Consider the following 17,727-nt stretch of genomic DNA (forward strand, 5'->3'; position numbering starts at 1 on the left):
AACCCCGTTCGAAAAACTGTCTGGTCCGATGGCGCTGTTGGGTGTCCCACCGCTGCGGAAAAGGGCTCCGTGTTCGTGTGGGTGGATCTTGTGGATCCGTCAGTTCTGTCGGTTGCTGGCGGTCCGCCGTTACTGAATCGGGGCATGTTCGGGGAAATTCCCCTAATGGTCTTCCGGTCCCTAACGGGTATCGACGGCGGACAGTAGGGGTTCGCCCCGTTTCGAAGTAACGCGTTGGGTCCTTAGCGTGAAATGCATTCCAACGACCGCGGATCGCGAGGGTCCGCTCATCCAGGAGATGATTTCGATGACGCCCAACGCGATTCTGGAGTTCATTCTCAACCTGCTACGCCACCACGACGCCGCGGTGGCCTACTGCGCCAACCCCTGTCAGGCGCTGGTCGCGGCCGGTCTGCCCGATGTGACGCCCGAGGACATCGCCGCCGTCGCCCCGATGGTCGCGGAATCGGCGCTGGTCAGCGGTGGCTCGCAGCTGTCGTCGATCATCGCGGCCGGTTCGCAGGCCGCGGTGAACGCAGGCGCTGTCGCTGCGGTCACCGCCGGAGCAGGCGCCGCCGCCGACGCTGGCCTGAATCTCGGCGGCGGTCTGCGCAACGATATCGACCTCGGCTTGCAGGCCGGAACCGGAGTCGACCTCGATCTGACCTCTGGACTGGACACCGCGATCGGCGCGGGCCTGCAACTCGGTGCCGACATCGGCGCCGGTGTTTCCGCAGGTCTCGATGGCCTCGCGAATGCGGGCGCCGACCTGACGGCCGGCCTCGGCGGTGCACTGGGCACCGACCTCGGTGCGGTCGTCGGCGCGGGCGCGCAGGTCGTCGCGGACCTCGGTGCCGGGTTGTCCACCGGCCTGCCGGGCGGAGTCGATGCCGGTGCTGGTCTCGGCGGGAATGTCGCGGCCGATCTCAGTGGTGTGCTGGACGCGGGCGCGCAGGCCGCGACCGGCCTCGAAACCGGGCTCGGTGCCACTCTCGGCGCCGGCGCGCAGCTGGGAACGGATCTGGGCGCTGGTGTCACCACCGGCCTCGAGGGTGTGCTCGATGCGGGTGCTCAGCTCGGGACCGATGTGAAGGCGGGCTTGTCCACCGGTCTCGGCGGTGTGCTCGGTGCGGGCGCGCAGGCGGGTGCTGATGTGGGGGCGGGCCTCGATGGTGTTCTGGGCGCGGGTGTGGACCTCGGGACCGGTGTCGGGGGCGCTGTGCAGGCAGGCGCCGATCTCGGTGCCGGTATTTCGACCGGGCTGAACGGCGCGCTGCACGGAGGTGCGCAAACGGTGACCGGTGTGGAGACGGCGCTCGACGGAGCCGTTGATGCCGGAGCCCAGGTGGGAACCGATCTTGGTGCGGGTGTCACCACCGGCCTCACTGGTGTCCTCGATGCGGGAACGCAGCTGGGGGCAGGTCTCGGTGGCACGGTTGGTTCCGGTGCACAGGTGGGGGCCGGGCTGGAATCCAGTTTGTCCGCCGCGCTCGGTGCCGATGCTGATCTGGGTGATGGACTGACCACCGGTCTCGGCGGTGCGGTGGACGTCGGCACGGGCTTGGAGACGGGGTTGACGACGGGCATCGGCGGCGCCCTCGACGCCGGTGGCCAAGTGTCGACCGGTCTCGACGCTGGTGTGCAGGCGGGCGCAGGTCTGGGTGGTGCTGTCGATGCGGGCGCGCACGCGGACACCGGCCTGGCCGCCGGCCTCGGAGGTGCCCTTGGCGCCGGTGCGCAGACGGCGAGTGGGCTGGAGACGGGACTTTCGACGGGAATCGGCGCTGCTGCCGATACGGGCCTGTCCGCTGGTGTCGGTGGTGCTGCGGACGCGGGGACACACCTGGGCACCGGCCTCGAGACAGGGATCGGCGGCGCGATCGACGATGGATTGTCGACGGGGATCGGCACGGCAGGCGATCTCGGCGGCGGGTTGTCCACAGGTGTTGGTGGAACTGTGCATTCCGGGCTGGAAACGGCTGCGGGGGCGGGTGTTTCGGTGGGGACCGGAGCGCATGGTGCGGCGGACGCCGGGGCACACGGCGCGGCGGATCTCGGCGGCGATATCGGGTCGACCGCTTCTTCGACCGCGAATACCTGGTCGTCGCTGGATGTTTCGAGTGCGTTCGGTTCGGGCCTGGACAGTTCGGTCGATGCGCACGGCGATTCCAGCCTGTTCTCCGACACACATGGGGGTGCCGACGTCGCCGAACACGGTGCCGGGGACCTGCACGGCGATGCGTTCCTGCACTGAGGGAGAGCGATAACGCGATGGGGACACCCGCACCACAGGCAACACCACCCGCGATACCGCTGCTTTCGGTACTCGGTGAAACCATCGCCGCGGCGCGTGCCGCGGGTCGCACCGACCTGGTCGGCCGCCTGGAAGTGGCGGCCGATCGGGTCCGTGATCCGCGGCGGCGAATCGTCATCGCCGGACAGCTCGATCAAGGCAAGAGCCGGTTCGTCAACGCACTGTTGAACCTCGATATCTGCCCGGTGGGCGATGATGCGACAACCACGGTGACGACCGTGCTCTCGCACGGGCCCGAACCACGGGCCGAGCTGGTCGTCACAGGTCACGGCGGTGGGCAAGAGGCACGAATCCCGGTCTCGGTCGACGACATCAGCACGATCACCGCACGATCACCGCTTGCCGAGGGCCGCCGGATTCTCCGACTGGAGATTCAAGTGCCGAACCCGCTGCTCGCCGACGGCATCGTGCTGGTGGACACCCCCGGCGTCGGCGGGCACGGAAGTTCTTATGCGGCAAGTGTGCTCGGCATGGTGCCCGCCGCCGACGCGGTGCTGGTGCTCTCGGACGCCTCGACCGAGCTCACCGAGCCGGAGCTCGCCTTTGTGCGCCAGGTACGCGAACTGTGCCCGACGGTCGCGCTGTTGCTCACCAAAACCGACCTGTACCCGCATTGGCGGCAGGTACACGAGGCCGACCTTCGCCACCTGGAGTGGGCGCGGCTCGAGGTGCCGATGATCCCGGTCTCCGCGCTGCTGCGCAGCCACGCCATGCGGTTGCAGGATCAGCAGCTCGGCATCGAATCCGGCTTCGGCCTGCTCTATCAATTCCTGCGTGAGCAGGTGGTCGCCCGCGATGTGGCCGCGACCCGCCTCGCGGTGGCGCGCGATATCCATTCGGCCGCAGAACATTTGGCGCTCGCACTTGGCAGTGAACTGGTCGCGCTGCGCGATCCCGAGCAGGGCGCTGCTGCCGTGCGTGAATTGCAGTCGGCCAGGACTGCGGCCGAGGACTTGCACCGTCGCACGGCGGCATGGCAGCTGACACTCGCCGACGGAATCACCGACCTGGCAGGCGATGTCGATCACGACCTGCGTGACCGGTTGCGCACTATCGCCAGAACCGGTGAGGAGTGGATCGACGCCCATGATCCCGGCAGACATTGGGGCCGGATCGCCGAATGGCTCACCGGCACGATCGATACCGCACTCGGAGACAACCTGCTGTGGACGCATGCCCGCGCGGTGCAACTCGCCGAGCGGGTCGCCGAACACTTCACCGAAATAGATGCCGTCGACCTGCCCGACGTGCACCCCGGCCTCGACACCGACGAGAGCCGCGCCGGATCGGGCACCCTCGCCGACCTGGAGCCCGACATCGGTCTCGGCAGCAAACTGCTGGTCGGAATGCGCGGCTCCTACGGCGGTGTGCTGATGGTCGGCCTCGCCAGCACCTTCGCCGGGCTCGCGTTGCTCAACCCGCTCTCGCTCGGCGCGGGTCTGCTGGTCGGCGGCAAGGCTTTCCGTGACGACAAGCAGGCCAGGATGACGCGTAGACGGAACGAGGCGAAGATCGCGGTTCGGCGGTTCGTCGATGATGTCGCCTTCCAGGCGGGCAAGGAATCCAAGGACCGGCTGCACCGCATCCATCGGGCCCTGCGCGACCACTACACCGGCGTCGCCGCGCGCAGCCTGCGTTCGATCGACGATTCGCTGCGGGCGGCGCAGGAGGCGGCGACGATGGAATCCACGCGGCGCACCGAGCGGTGCACGGTGCTGGAGCGGCAGCTGCGGGTGGTCGCGGAGCTGCGGCGCTATGCCGATGCCATGCAGACCCTGCGGGTGATCGAGCGTTCCGCGCCGTCGGAAGGGCAGGTCGGTACGGTGGGCCGATGAGAATCGATGCCCGGATGGCACCCGGGATCGTCGCCGAGGCACATCAGCTGGTCGGCGCGGCCCGTCAGGCGTTTGCCGGTGAACCGCGCCCGCGCGCGTTGCTCGCCGACTGCGCGCGGCGACTGGATCAGCCATTACGTGTCGCGCTGGCGGGCTCACTGAAAGCGGGTAAGTCGACGCTGCTCAATTCCCTGGTCGGACAGGACATCGCGCCGACCGACGCTACCGAGTGCACGCGGGTGGTTACCTGGTATCGGTACGGCTCGACACCGAGTGTGACCGCGCACGCGCCCGATGGCGCCCGGGCGAATGTGGTGGTGCGGCGCGGCAGTGGTGCCCACGGGCTGACCTTCGACCTGGACCGATTGACCTGGGACGCGCCCGCGCCGCGGGAGGTCGACCATCTCGAGGTCGAATGGCCCTCGGCCGCGCTCGCGCACACCACGATCATCGATACACCCGGCACTTCGTCGTTGTCTCGGGAGGTGTCGCAGCGCACCGCGCGACTGCTCACTCCGGGCGACGCCTCGCTGGACACCCCGGAGAACATCGCCATTCCCGGTGCGGATGCCGTGGTGTATCTGCTGCGTAGGCTCGATGCCGCCGATGTTCAGTTCCTCGAGCAGGTCGGTGCCGGTGCAACGGGTGATTCGGGAGTGTCCGGCCCACTCGGCGTTGTCGGCGTCGTCTCGCGAGCCGATGAGATCGGGGCGGGCCGGATCGATGCGTTGCATTCCGCTCGCGATGTCGCGGTGCGCTTCGCCGGCGAGCTGGAGCGAACCGGCTTGTGCCAGGCAGTGATTCCGGTCGCCGGACTGCTGGCGTTCGCTGCCGCGACGCTGCGTCAGCAGGAGTTCGCGGCCTTCGAGGCGTTGGCGGGTGTTCCGGTCGACGAGTTGAGCGCTGCGCTGCTCTCGGCGGATCGCTTCGCGCGCGCCGATATCGCGCTTCCGGTGCCGCCGCAGCTGCGCGCGCGACTGGCCGAGCGGTTCGGCATGTTCGGAATCCGGATGGCTGTCACCCTGATTCGGCTCGGCGTCCGTGATTCGGCCACATTGGCAGCGGAGTTGACCAGCCGTAGTGGCGTCGATGAATTGCGTTCGGTGCTGGAGGTCCAATTCGGCCAGCGCGCCGACCAGCTCAAGGCGCATTCCGCACTGACCGTCTTGGCTCGTGTACTCACCGCCTACCCCGGCGCCGCCGCCGAACAACTGCTGCCCCGAGTACGCACCCTGCTCGCCGACGTGCACGGCTTCGCCGAGCTGCGTCTCCTCGGCCGCCTGCGCACCGACGAATTGACGCTCCCCGCAGACGATCTCGCCGAACTCCATCGACTGATCGGCGGATCCGGCGTCGCACCGCACCTGCGTCTCGGCCTCCCGATCGGCGCCTCGCCGCAGCAGCAGCGCGCGCAGGCCGTCGCGGCCGTCCGCAAATGGCGAACCCGAGCCAAGCATCCACTCGCGGATCAGCTGACCAGCACGGCCTGCCTCACCGTGGCCCGCAGCGCGGAAGGCATTCTCGACCTCCTGCCGAGCTGAACACCTGACCGGCTGGGCCACTGCATTATTTGCCCTGGCACGGCATGATCGGCGTCGCACCGCAGCGAGTCGCGGGCACGGTCGCGATCAACGACTACGCGACGCCGTCCTGCCGATCGCTCGATACGTGATCGGACTCACAGGAACTGCCTGCCGCGTGCGGTCACAGCCGACGCGAATCCGGTGTCGAAACAGGGTGAAGGCAAGACAACCGGAAGGAAGCACTCACCATGACTACCGTCGTCACACTGAACCCGCAGGTCCTCGGCCAGGCGGAGAACGCACACCGCGCGATGCTCGACGAAATTCTGCGCAGTCCCGCCATGACCTACCACCAGTGGGTCGGCCTCACGGTCGCCGCCACGGCGGGCGATCAGGTTCTGCTCGAGCAGCTCATCGGTCGGTTGACCGGCGCTTTGAAGACCGATATCGACACCGTCCGAACCACCCTCGCCGAACTGACCAGCGGCGGTCTGATCGACCAGGACTCGACCATCGTCCGTGTCACCGAGCTCGGTCGCATCCGCTTCGGCGCGGTCCGCTCGGATATCGAGGCCGCGATGCAACAGGCCTACGCCGATATCCCGGCCGCGGATCTGGCGACCGCGGGCCGGGTGCTGGCCCAGGTCACCGCCCAGTTGAACGCGGTGCTCGCGGTCGCGTGAGAATCCATGAGACGGCGGGTGGGGCCTCGACGCCCTCGCCCGCCGTGGTGGTAGCTGGTCCGTCGAGCGGTCGAGCGAGAACCCACGAGAGGCGAGCTGTGGATGACCTCGCCCGCAGGCTCCTGGTGGCCTGTTCTCTGTACGACCGGGTGGCGGCGGTGTAGAAGTGGAAGGGTCGTGCTCGTCCCGGGTCCGCAACCGAAGGTCGTGAGTCGATGAACGACAGCGTCGAGGATTCGTTCGCCCAGGTGCGACTGGCCGCGGGTGGCTTGTTCGTGCACGGCGAGCAGGTGTTGCTCGTGCACACCACCTACGGCGGTGGCTGGGAGATTCCGGGCGGCTATGTCGAGTCCGGCGAATCGCCTGCCGCCGCGTGCCGCCGTGAGATTCGCGAAGAACTCGGCATCGACCGCCCCGCGCAGCGACTTCTGGTGCACGACTGGGCGCCCAGTGCCGACGACGGCGACAAGATTCTCTACATCTTCGACTGCGGTGTCCTCGGCGACGAGAAGGCGGTCGAGCTGCAACCGGGCGAGCTCGACCGCTGGCAATGGGTTCGCATCGACACCCTCGACGACTTCGTCGTGCCCCGGCTGGCGCGCCGGCTGTGGCACGCCTTCCGCGCTCGCCTGGAGGACCGCCCGCTCTACCTCGAGCACGGTCGACCAGTACTGGCATATCCCAGCGCCGACGCCACGGGGGCGTCGTGGCTCGACCGCCAGGCCGACCGCGACCAGCACCTCGGCTGAGCGCGGCACCGTGCCACCGCGGCCCAATACTCGACCGATAACAGACTGGACGGTTGTGAAATGGACCAGCGCAAGTCCGACGACAGAAAGATCGTCAAAGCCCGCGCGAACAGAGCTCCTGGGCGCATCGTGCGGATAGACCTGGGTGATGGCCGATATGCCTACGGCCGGCAGCTCACCGGCGTATCCGTCGAGTTCTACGACCGCGTCGGCAAGCCAGGAGAAACTATCGATCTCATCCGAATTGTCTGCGCTCCAGTTGCTTTCAGGGTATGCGTGAGGGATTACGCATTCCGGAGAAGCGGCGGTTGGGAACTGCTCGACGTTGTCTCGCTCACCCAGGAGGAACAGTCGGCAGTTGAGCGTTACGCCAAGCAAGACGTCATAACCAAGGCCATCAGCATTTATTGGAGCGACCCGATTTCCGGGGCATATGGCGAGACGCCCGCGACATTCGAAGAATGCCAGGGGCTCGAGCGGCATGCGGTCTGGGATCCCCACCATGTCGAGGAGCGCCTGCGGGACCACTTCGACGGCTGTCCGAACAAATGGGTGGAGTCGCTACAGCTGAAGGTGTGACCACCCCGAACGATGTCTTCGAGTGTCGTCGATCACGGCGCGGGCCGGGTAATTGGGTCAGGGCGCAATCGCTGTACTGGTCGGGTCGATCAGGATTTTGGCGTGCTGTTCCGGGCTGCCGAGCGCGGTGAAGGCGTTGTCGATGCCGTCGAGACCGACGGTGCCGGTGATCAGGGGAGCCGGGTCGACCTTGCCGTCGGCGAGCATGTGCAGGGTGTCGCGGAATTCGCCCGGGTCGTAGCCGAGGGCGAAGCGAAGTTCGATCTCCTTGTTGATAGCCATAGCGGGCTGGAAGTGGTCGGTCTCCATGCAGACACCGACAACGACTACGCGGGAAAGCGGCGGCGCTGCGGTGAGGAGCTGGTCGATGACACCGGGAATGCCGACACATTCGAAAATGACCGGACCCGATGGTCCCGCGTTCAACGTGTGCGCGAGGCGAAAGGCGTACCACCATGGCACATTCGGAATGCGACGCAGTTTTTCCATGGTGTCGAAGCCGAGGTTGAGAATATCGGTGACACCATTGATGCGCCCCGGTATCGGAGCGGCGGACCACGGAGATTCGGATGCCGGGTCGACCACCACATCCGCGCCACACACCGCGGCGAGTTCCCTGCGACGCGGCGAGAAGTCGCTGGCGATCACGGTGCGTACGCCCGCCGCTTTCAGCATGCTGATGACGGCGAGACCGATAGGGCCACAACCGATCACGAAGGCGTTCTGGTTCTTGCCGACGCGTCCTTTGCCGACCGCGTGCCACGCTACGGCCATGGGCTCGGTCAGCGCGGCATGTTCGGCCGAAAGTCCGTTCGGGACAGGAAATGTCATCGACTCCTGGACTACTACCTGCTCGGCGTATCCGCCCGGTGCCGCCGTCGACAGGCCGACAAGATGCGGTTGTTTGTCGTGGCGCACGATCGGCAATGCGACCACCCGAGTTCCCGTCGGCCAGCGTTTGCGGCAGCCCGGCCCGTAGTCGACGATCTCTCCGCTGAATTCGTGTCCCAGCACCACACCCTGTTCTGTGCGCATGAAGTGGTCGTAGCCGGTTGCGGCGGCGAGATCGGCCATCTCGTCGGCGTGCATGCGCGCATGCAGGTCCGAACCGCAGATGCCGCAGCGGGAGACCTTGATCAGCACCTGTCCTGGCCCTGGCGTCGGCGTCGGTAGGTCCGCGACGGTGAACTTGCTATCGGTGCAGACGGCTGCCCTCATGGCGAACTCCTCGAATCGGCGGCGCGCGACAAGGCTCCCGACGCCTCGGGCGGCCCCGGTGCAGTGTCACGTTACTGCTATTCGGCTCACTCGTGAGGAGTACGACGAACAGCCCGCCGATCCGGCAATCCCACCGCGCTGCGGTTTGTCCGCATCTTCGATGGCCGGTAGGTGCCGCCTCGAGCACCGTGACGGCTAGGTCGTCCGCAATCACGCCGTGAGCGGTGAAACCGAGCGATCGAAGCTGTTCGGTGGCAGTGTCCGTGGTGCGTCGGCTGCGGCCGACGATCAGGATGTCGAGGCCGGTCACACGGTTTGCGGGGCTTCCTCCTCGGCGCTGCGACGGTCGTAAGCGTCACGGGCGGAGGCGATTTCGTTCTGGTGGCCCTCCGTCCAGACGACCAGAGCCTTGATGGTGGCGTGCAGGCTGACGCCCAACGGAGTCAGGGCGTAGTCCACCCGTGGCGGGACCGTCGGATAGACCGTCCGCTCGACAAGTCCGTCGCGTTCCAGATGCCGCAGCGTGCGGGTGAGCATGCGCTGGCTGACGCCGTCGATCTTGCGCTTCAGTTCGGTGAAACGCAGGCTGCGCTGGTCGAGCAGGGCGATCACCAGCAGCGACCATTTGTCGGCCACGCGGTCGAGGATCTGCCTGACCTCGCAGTCGACGCGGGTGTCCCACTGGAGAACGTCGTAGTCCTCCTCGGTATCCCCGCAGTAACCGGGTGACTTCAAAGTGCCGTCTTCCATGGCTACCGATTCTGCCGAAGACTCATGGTCGGTATCAAGAGGGAACCGACCTCACTATCGGTAACCGTGTCTGTTGGGAGTCGTTCGATGTTGGAATCGAGACCCGCCGAGGTCTTCACCGAGATGTCCGGCCGTGCCTGGGCAGTGCTCGCGGTGCTGTGCGGCGCGATCTTCTTGGAGGGCATCGACGTGGCGATGCTCAATGTGGCGTTGCCGTCGATCCGGTCCGATCTCGGCCTGTCCACCGGGATGCTGAGCGGGGTCGTCTCCGCATACGTCCTCGGTTACGGCGGGTTCATGCTGCTCGGTGGCCGGGCCGCGGATCTGCTCGGGCGGCGGCGCATGTTCCTGCTCTGGCTGACGGTATTCCTGCTGTTCTCCGGACTCGGCGGCTTCGCCACCGAGGGCTGGATGCTGCTGACGGCACGCTTCGTGACCGGAGTGGCCGCCGCGTTCATGGCGCCCGCCGGACTGTCACTGATCACCACCAACTTCGCCGAGGGGCCCGCGCGGAACAAGGCGCTGCTGGTGTACGCGGGTATTGCGGCGGGTGGCTTCTCGCTCGGGATGGTCGTCGGCGGGCTGCTCACCGCGCTCGGCTGGCGCTGGGTGTTCTTCGCTCCGGTCGTACTGTCCGCGCTGATCCTGGTGGCGGCGTTACCGCTGGTGCGGGATTCCGGTGTGCCGGAACGGGTGCGGGGTGGATTCGATCTACTCGGTGCGTTCAGCGTCACCGGCGCGATGCTGTTGCTCGTCTATGGTGTGGTCCGGTTGGAGCATCCCGGTGACGGTCCGGTGTTGACCACCGCGGTGTTCGTGGCAGGGCTGCTGTCGCTCGCACTGTTCGTGGTCAACGAGCGTCGCACCGCGAACCCGCTGGTTCGGCTCGGTCTCCTGCGGTCGGGAGCCCTGGTGCGCACCAATGTGGTTGCGTTGTTGTTCGTCGGTTCCTTCGCGGGTTTCCAGTTCCTTGCCACGCTGTACTTTCAGGAGCTGCGCGGTTGGTCGACGGTGCAGACCGGTCTCGCCATGGCGGTGATCGGTGTCGACGCGGTGCTCGCGCCGGTGCTGACGCCACGTCTGGTGGACCGATTCGGCAATGCGCGAGTGGTTTTCGGCGGTGTCGTGCTCGGCGCGATCGCCTACGCCTTGTTCCTGCCGACCGATATCGACCGGGCCTACGCGGCCATGTTCCCGGCCATGCTGCTGCTCGGCGTTGCCTTCGCCCTCGTCTACGGTCCGCTCACCATCGCGGGTACCGACGGCATCGCGGAGCAGGACCAGGGGCTGGCAAGTGGCCTGCTGTACACCGCATTCCAGTTCGGCTTCGCACTCGGCATCTCGGTGGTGACAGCGGTCGAGGTCGCGGCCGTCACGGCGGGTCAGTCCGGAATCGAAGCGGTGCGAACAGCATTGATCGTGCCGGTGGCCGCCGCGGCCGTCGCCGGGCTGGTCGCCGCATTCGGTCTGCGTCGTAGCGCCGCCGCCGAACCGGCCACGGATTCCGCCTCGACCCAATTCGCACAGGTCTGAAGGGAGCTCTCGAAATGACCATCTCCGTCAAGTCTTTCCACGAAATCCGCGACGAGTTCGAGGCCTACATCGGGGACATTGTCTACGCCACGATGGTCACCGTCGACAGCAAGGGCCGCCCGCGCTCGAGGGTCCTGATTCCGGTCTGGGAGATCGTCGACGGGAACCCTGTCGGCTGGCTGGCCACCTACCGGACTCCGGTCAAGGAGGCGCACCTGGCCGCCAACCCGCACACGAGCTTCGCGTACTGGACCAGGAAGCAGAATCAGGTGCACGCCGATGCACTGGCCGATTGGGTGCCGCTCGACGACCTCGTTACCCGCAGGCACGTCTGGGACCTGTACGAGCAAACCAGCCCGAAAGGCGCAGGCTACCCCCTCGGCAACTTCTGGCAGGACATCGACGATCCGAAGCTGCACATCCTGCGGCTGTCACCGTGGCGAATTCAGGTCGTACGCGGCCGCGACCTGCGCAGCAAGATGTGGAAGGCCGTGGCCGAAAGCTGAAGAGCCGCACACACAATGCCCGAGGTCTCCCTGTCGGCAAGGGAGTACGTCGGGCAGGTGGAGCTCTTGGGAGCGGGAACCATTCGAGCACGCCTTGATCGAATACGGCTGGACGCGTCGTCGCAGTGATGGTCAGCTGGCTCTCGAATGGGGCGGCGGTGAATGCAGACCGCACTGGTTCATGCCCCACTCACCCAACTTGTCCGAAGACCCGCCGGTGTGGCGGCTCGACGTCGATTACCCACCCCCGCCGAGCGCGCCCGATGAGGACTCCTACGTTCAGCTGTTCTGCGCCTTGAAGTGGCCGTTGTCTTGGTATGCGGCGTCGACACTGTCTCGCACTTCTATTACGACGGCATCTTTCTGCGCATCTGTCCAGCAGCTTCGAAGATGGCCCGCGAGTGTTGTCCTGATCAGCTGCCGTCGAGTTACCGGTAGGCCGCCACGACCCCTTCGAGATCCATGGATCCCGCCACATCGACGGCCGCCCGGTCGTGCTCGGTCGATTCCGTCACCTGTGCAGTGACGGAATCACCACCTCTTCGAGGAAACCCCCGATGCCGCGCCCATTGCGCACAGCTTCGTGCACGGTGACGCCATGCGCGGCCGCGCGCTTCTTCAGGCGTTCTCGCGAATCGGGCTCTACCCCGCCGCCGATGATCAGGTGGGTGATCTCGTCGGTGTCGAGTGCGTCGAGTGCTTCATCGGCAGCGATGGTCCCGGCTGCCGTGTATCCGTGGGACTGGAATATCGCGACCGCCGTGTTCACTATGTCTTGGTCGCGTCCGATGGCCAGTACTGTCATGTCAGACTCCTGCCGGTGTGAGATCTGTTGGCTCGTGCTGCTTCAGTCGAGCGTTCTTGGGTAGGGCGAAGAAGCCCAGGCACATCAGAGCCAGGACGGCGATGCCGTACCAGAGCGTGTGTTCGAAGGTGTTGGCGAAGTTCACCGCGTTGGCTTCGGCGCCGGCTCGGGTGAGTATTCGTGTCACACCGTCATTGCCGGGTTCGGAGCCGCCGCGGCAGCTGTCGGGAACCACGGTCGGATCGACCTCGGCGGACCGATCCTGCACGCAGGAAAGGAAATTGGCGAGAATCTCGTCTTGCGCCTGCGGCGGTAGTCCCATCGCGCTGAGCTCGGCGCGTACCTGTGGTGTGACCGCTTCGACCCCGCGCGCCGAATCATGGTCCAGCTGACCGAAGAACACCACGCCGACCAGCGCGACGCCGAGCGCGGTGCCGAGCTGTTGGCCGGTATTGAGCAGTCCTGATGCCGAACCCGCTTCCTGGGCCGGGATCTGGCCCAGCAGCAGATCGATGGTCGGTGCGACCACCATCCCGAATCCGACACCGGTGACGATCAGCGGAAGCGCCATCTGCCATGAGGCGATCGACGCTCCGTAATGCGCGGCCATCCACCCGTAGAGACCGAATCCGCCGGCATTGACCAGACCGCCCGCGATCAGCACCCGGCGTCCGAACCGCGGCGCAAGCACGCCCACCGAGACGCCCGCGCCGATGCCTGCGCCGACCGCGAAGAGCACCGCCGTCAGTCCGGCCCGCATCGGCGACCAGCCCAGGCCCGCCTGCATGAACAGCGTCCACACCAGGAAGAAGCCGCCGAGTCCGATCCAGAACAGCAGCCAGCTCGCGAGTCCGATGGCGAACGGGCGGGATCGGAACAGGTCGAGATCGATCAATGGCGATCCGACGGTCCGTGTCCGGCGTCGTTCGTAGGCAACGAACAGTCCTGAGGTCACTGCGGACGCGCCCATCATGGCGAAAGTCCATGCGGGCCAACCCAACTGGCGACCCTCGGTGAGCGGATAGGCGAGCAGCAGGACGGCGGAGATCGCCAGCGTCATCCCGCCGAGATCCAGTCGGGTGGCGGCGCTGTTCGCCGCGCCGGGCAAGCCATTGCCGGTGACCGCGCGCGAATCCCGCATGACCACCGTCGCCGCGATCAGCGCGGCGATCCCGACCGGGATATTGACCAGGAAGATCGGCCGCCAGCCCAGATCGAACAGATCCCACTGCACCAGCAGGCCGCCCAGCGAGAGCCCGACCGCTGAAGCCGATCCGCCGACGCCGCTGTACACCGCGATCGCCTTGGCGCGTTCGTGTTCCGGGAAGGTGGCCCGGATGATCGCGAGGATCTGCGGCACCATCAGCCCGGCCATCGCGCCCTGCACGAATCGCGCGGCGATGAGCATGGCCGGCTCCGAGCTGAGCCCGCAGGCGGCCGAGGCCAGGGTGAATCCGGCCATGCCGATCAGGAAGATGCGCTTGCGACCGTAGAGGTCGCCGAGGCGTCCGCCGGTGATGAGCACGGCGGCGAAAGCGAGGACGTAGGCCGCGATGATCCATTCGATCTGGGAGTACTGCGCCCCGAGATCGGTCTGGATGCTCGGCACGGCGACGTTGACGATGGTGACGTCGAGTAGATCCATGAACCCCGCCGCCAGCACGACGGCGAAGGCTATCCAGCGGCGTGGGTCGAGGGTGGGTGGGGCCTCGGCGTCGGGGGTGATGACGGTGTGCACGGGGCGGCTCTCTTCGTTTCGGTGCGGATGCGGCGACTCCTCAAACTATGCACCTAGAGTGATTATCAATCAAGAGTGCAATCATTTCATGTGCATTAATTGTCGTTATGCTGGGTGGGTGACCGACGCCGATCCGCCCCCCGTGCCCCTGTCCGAGCACCCCGCCTTCCTGCTCGGACAGCTCGGATTCCATGTCACCAACCGCTTCACCGAACTACTCGCCCCCCTCGGCATCAGCCCGCGTCACTTCGGCATGCTGCGCATGCTCGGCGCCAACGACGGCCGGTCGCAGCAGCAGTTGTGCGAGGTGTTGGGCATTCACCGCAACGTGATGGTCGGGCTGGTCGACGAACTGGAGAAGCGCGGGCTCGTCGAGCGCCGCAAACACCCGACCGACCGCAGGGCCCACGCGGTCTACCTCCAGCCCGCGGGAAACAAGGCGATCGCGCAGGCTGAGCGGATCGTCGCCGGACTGGACGCCGAAATTCTGCGTGCGCTCGACCCGGCCCAGCGCGCGACGCTGACCGAACTTCTCCAACAAGCGTCAGTGGCGAACGGCCTCCAGCCGGGAGTCCATCCCGGCCTCAGGCCAGCCCACCGCGACTAACCGAATGCGGCCGCGACGGTGGTGAAGGCGGTGGAGAGGTGGCTGGCCGAGGCCGATTGCCGACCTACCGCCGACCGCTGAGCGTTAGCGCGCATCGGCGTGCACCTCCTCGACCGGCCTCGCGATGCGCCGACGTCGGCCCACCACAACGACACCCACCGCGGCAGCCGTGAATGTTGTGCTGCACCACAGCGCCGCGGTGGGGTGATCAGTGCCGTCGACAACCGAACCGGCGGTCGCCGGGCCGAGAACGGCACCGATGTTGAAGGCGACGGTCGCCAAGGCGCCGGCAATATGCGGTGCCCTCGGCACGGCGGCTTGCACGATCGTCGAGATCAGAGTCGACCCGACACCGAACGCGCCCGCGCCCGCCACCGCCGCCATGATCATCACTCCGATCAGTGTGTGCGCGGTCAGCACGGCCAGCAGCCAGACCCCAACGAGGACAATCGTTCCGACGGTAATGATCCGCTGCCGATGGCGGTCGCTGTAGCGGCCACAGAGCGTCACACCGACGAACGAGCCGACACCGAACAAGGCCAGCACGACCGGAACCCAACCCGTCCCGGAGGCGCCGGCCGTAATCGTGCCGAGATAGGTGAATCCGGCGAACGTTGCGGCGTTGACCAGAACCCCGGCCGCAACCGCGGCAAGGACCGGCCGATGGCCCACCACGGCCCATTCGCGCCGCATCGAGAGTCCTTGCCCGTCCGTCCGATCACCGTCCCGGCCGACCATCACCGACACCGGCACGAGCACTGCCGCGCTGAGGACGGCAACGGCCCAGAACGCCGAACGCCATCCCCAGACCTGCCCCAGCAGGGTGCCTGCCGGGACACCGGCGATGCAGGCCACCGTCACCCCGGACACCACCACAGAGGTCGCGCGTCCGATCATCGCCGGGCCGACCAACCGCGGCAGCGCGGCCAGCACGATCGCCAAGAATCCGGCGTTGGAGACCGCCGCGACAACACGCGTCACCAGCAATACCGCGAACCCGGTCGTGACAGCGCCGACAACATGAGCGGCACAGAACAACCCCAAGAACGCCACTACTGAATATCTGACCGGCAACCGGCCCGTCACCATCGCCAGCACTGGCGCTCCCAACACCATGCCGACAGCGAACAGCGAGGTCAGCAAACCGGCAGTGCCGAGCGAGACGCCGACATCAGCGGCGATCTGTGCCAGTAATCCTGACACCATGAACTCGGATGTGCCTTGCGCGAAAACCGCAACAGCCAGCACGAAAACCACAATGGGCATAGAGAGACAACTCCCCGGATACAGGGCGTCATAGTCACAAAGACGGCGCCCGGGATGGGTTGCGGAATCGGGCGAACCATCACCCGATCGCAAGAAACCAACATCGTCCGGCGTTGCGAGATACCCAAACTCCGCCAGTCGCTTGGCAACTGGCGGGAACCGCACTCACAACGCCGCCCGGCACACAGGCCGGGCGGCTACCTTCTGGACGCCTCCGGAGAACTCACGCCGCCACCCTAACAACCCGTTCGCGCCACGCCAACGCAGTTACTACCACGTCATCACTCGCACAACTGACTCGCCCGGTCCAGCTGTCGAGCACGAACCCCTGCTGTACACCGCACGCCAGCACCCGCATCGTGCCGACAGGGGGATCGCGGCATGAGCAGATGTTCGGTGCCGGACCGGGTCGCCTCGCGGTCGGTCACGCGGTGAATCGAGCCGGGCCTGACGCGCAGCAAACCGATCGAGCCGTCTAGGGTGTGGGTGCGGCGAAGTCGCACAGTCAGTTATGCGTGAACAGCGGTACGTTCCGTGGTTATTTCCACCGAATCGAAAGGCGCTGCATGGCAAAGGATTTGACTCAACTCGAACTTCTGAAAGAGCTGGAGCCGGTTGTCGCGGCCAATGTCGACCGGCATCTGGCCACGGTCAAGGACTGGAGTCCGCATGATTTTGTGCCCTGGGACGAGGGCCGCAACTTCGCGGCAATGGGTGGCGACGATTGGGATCCCGAGCAGTCACGGCTCTCGGAGGTCGCCAAAGTCGCGATGGTCCAGAATCTACTCACCGAGGACAACCTGCCTTCCTACCACCGCGTGATCGCCGAGAACTTCTCGCGCTCGGGTGCGTGGGGCACCTGGATCGGCCGCTGGACCGCCGAGGAAAACCGCCACGCCATCGCCATGCGCGACTACCTGGTGTGCACCCGCGCAATCGATCCCGTCGCCTTGGAGAACGACCGGATGGTGTATTTGACCCTCGGTATCCACGCGCCGGAGAACTTCGCCGGTGTGCTCGATCAGGTCGCGTATGTGACTTTCCAGGAGTTGGCCACCCGGGTCAGCCATCGCAGCACCGGGCGAGTCTGTGACGACCCGATCGCCGAACGGATGTTGCAACGCATTGCGGCCGATGAGAATCTGCACATGATGTTCTATCGCAACGTCACCGGCGCGGCCTTCGACATCGCGCCCGACCAGACGATGGAGTCGGTGACCAAAATCGTCAAGACCTTCGCCATGCCGGGCAGCAAAATGCCGAACTGGCGTCGTAATGGCGTATTGATGGTCAAGCACGGAATCTACGATCTGCGCCAGCACTTGGACGAGGTCGTACTACCGGTCCTGAAAATATGGAATGTCTTCAAGCGCACCGACTTCACCGCACGCGGCGAACGCAGCCGCGAAGAACTCGGTGAGTACATCGAAAAACTCACTCGCGATGTCATTCGGTTCGAAGAACAACGCGCCCGCATCCTCGCCCGCGAGGCGGCGCGGACCGGGTAGGGAGCACCCTGGATGTCACAGTCACCGGGCACACCCCACGACTGTGATGTCCTGCCCGGTGCCGGTCCCCGCATACGGGTGCTCTGCCGCGTAAGCCTTTGCAAGACATGGAG

At 66.3% G+C, this 17,727-nt stretch carries 15 protein-coding genes; 10 read left to right on the plus strand and 5 right to left on the minus strand.

The window, feature by feature from the left end:
- Positions 1-307: 307 nt before the first annotated feature.
- The 6 genes from AB0M74_RS14915 to AB0M74_RS14940 all read left to right on the plus strand — a co-directional run bounded on the left by AB0M74_RS14915 (position 308) and on the right by AB0M74_RS14940 (position 7,683).
- Positions 308-2,254, plus strand: coding sequence for an IniB N-terminal domain-containing protein (locus AB0M74_RS14915; RefSeq protein ID WP_364906739.1), 1,947 nt, complete (start codon positions 308-310; stop codon positions 2,252-2,254).
- A gap of 17 nt (positions 2,255-2,271) precedes the next feature.
- Positions 2,272-4,149 (plus strand): dynamin family protein, encoded by a 1,878-nt coding sequence (locus AB0M74_RS14920; protein ID WP_364906741.1) that lies wholly within the window; start codon positions 2,272-2,274, stop codon positions 4,147-4,149.
- Complete coding sequence (locus AB0M74_RS14925; protein WP_364906744.1) at positions 4,146-5,690, plus strand: dynamin family protein; 1,545 nt, start codon at positions 4,146-4,148, stop codon at positions 5,688-5,690. The genes AB0M74_RS14920 and AB0M74_RS14925 overlap by 4 nt, the downstream gene beginning before the upstream one ends.
- 230 nt (positions 5,691-5,920) lie before the next feature.
- Positions 5,921-6,355: a hypothetical protein gene (locus AB0M74_RS14930; protein ID WP_364906747.1), complete on the plus strand. Its 435-nt coding sequence runs from the start codon at positions 5,921-5,923 to the stop codon at positions 6,353-6,355.
- A 215-nt stretch (positions 6,356-6,570) separates the two neighbouring features.
- Positions 6,571-7,104, plus strand: coding sequence for an NUDIX hydrolase (locus AB0M74_RS14935; protein WP_364906749.1), 534 nt, complete (start codon positions 6,571-6,573; stop codon positions 7,102-7,104).
- Between the two features lie 60 nt (positions 7,105-7,164).
- Entirely contained in the window at positions 7,165-7,683 is a 519-nt protein-coding gene (locus tag AB0M74_RS14940) for an Imm26 family immunity protein (protein WP_364906750.1), read from the plus strand.
- Between the two features lie 57 nt (positions 7,684-7,740).
- Here the strand turns inward: AB0M74_RS14940 and AB0M74_RS14945 are convergent, their stop codons facing one another.
- Both AB0M74_RS14945 and AB0M74_RS14950 read right to left on the minus strand, forming a co-directional pair.
- Positions 7,741-8,901, minus strand: a complete 1,161-nt coding sequence (locus AB0M74_RS14945) for a zinc-binding dehydrogenase (RefSeq protein WP_364906753.1) — start codon at positions 8,899-8,901, stop codon at positions 7,741-7,743.
- A gap of 306 nt (positions 8,902-9,207) precedes the next feature.
- Positions 9,208-9,651 (minus strand): helix-turn-helix domain-containing protein, encoded by a 444-nt coding sequence (locus AB0M74_RS14950; protein ID WP_364906755.1) that lies wholly within the window; start codon positions 9,649-9,651, stop codon positions 9,208-9,210.
- A gap of 87 nt (positions 9,652-9,738) precedes the next feature.
- Between AB0M74_RS14950 and AB0M74_RS14955 the strand changes: the two genes are divergently transcribed.
- Both AB0M74_RS14955 and AB0M74_RS14960 read left to right on the plus strand, forming a co-directional pair.
- Positions 9,739-11,184, plus strand: a complete 1,446-nt coding sequence (locus AB0M74_RS14955) for an MFS transporter (RefSeq protein WP_364906758.1) — start codon at positions 9,739-9,741, stop codon at positions 11,182-11,184.
- A 14-nt stretch (positions 11,185-11,198) separates the two neighbouring features.
- Positions 11,199-11,690: a pyridoxamine 5'-phosphate oxidase family protein gene (locus tag AB0M74_RS14960; RefSeq protein WP_364906761.1), complete on the plus strand. Its 492-nt coding sequence runs from the start codon at positions 11,199-11,201 to the stop codon at positions 11,688-11,690.
- A gap of 511 nt (positions 11,691-12,201) precedes the next feature.
- On the opposite strand, the gene AB0M74_RS14965 is transcribed toward AB0M74_RS14960, so the two are convergent.
- Together AB0M74_RS14965 and AB0M74_RS14970 are read right to left on the minus strand one after the other, a co-directional pair.
- On the minus strand, positions 12,202-12,495 hold the full coding sequence (locus tag AB0M74_RS14965; RefSeq protein ID WP_364906764.1) for a hypothetical protein: 294 nt from the start codon (positions 12,493-12,495) through the stop codon (positions 12,202-12,204).
- A 1-nt stretch (position 12,496) separates the two neighbouring features.
- A complete protein-coding gene (locus tag AB0M74_RS14970) occupies positions 12,497-14,233 on the minus strand; it encodes an MFS transporter (protein ID WP_364906767.1) in 1,737 nt (578 codons plus the stop codon).
- 118 nt (positions 14,234-14,351) lie between these two features.
- Here AB0M74_RS14970 and AB0M74_RS14975 point away from each other — a divergent pair, with 118 nt between their 5' ends.
- Positions 14,352-14,840 carry a MarR family transcriptional regulator gene (locus AB0M74_RS14975; RefSeq protein WP_364906770.1) on the plus strand — a complete coding sequence of 163 codons (489 nt, stop codon included), beginning with the start codon at positions 14,352-14,354 and terminating at the stop codon, positions 14,838-14,840.
- An 84-nt stretch (positions 14,841-14,924) separates the two neighbouring features.
- On the opposite strand, the gene AB0M74_RS14980 is transcribed toward AB0M74_RS14975, so the two are convergent.
- Positions 14,925-16,106: a Cmx/CmrA family chloramphenicol efflux MFS transporter gene (locus AB0M74_RS14980; RefSeq protein ID WP_364906772.1), complete on the minus strand. Its 1,182-nt coding sequence runs from the start codon at positions 16,104-16,106 to the stop codon at positions 14,925-14,927.
- A gap of 566 nt (positions 16,107-16,672) precedes the next feature.
- Here AB0M74_RS14980 and AB0M74_RS14985 point away from each other — a divergent pair.
- Entirely contained in the window at positions 16,673-17,614 is a 942-nt protein-coding gene (locus AB0M74_RS14985) for an acyl-ACP desaturase (protein ID WP_364906776.1), read from the plus strand.
- Positions 17,615-17,727: the final 113 nt, after the last annotated feature.

The organism is Nocardia sp. NPDC051463 (assembly GCF_040681975.1).
Taxonomy (GTDB): domain Bacteria; phylum Actinomycetota; class Actinomycetes; order Mycobacteriales; family Mycobacteriaceae; genus Nocardia.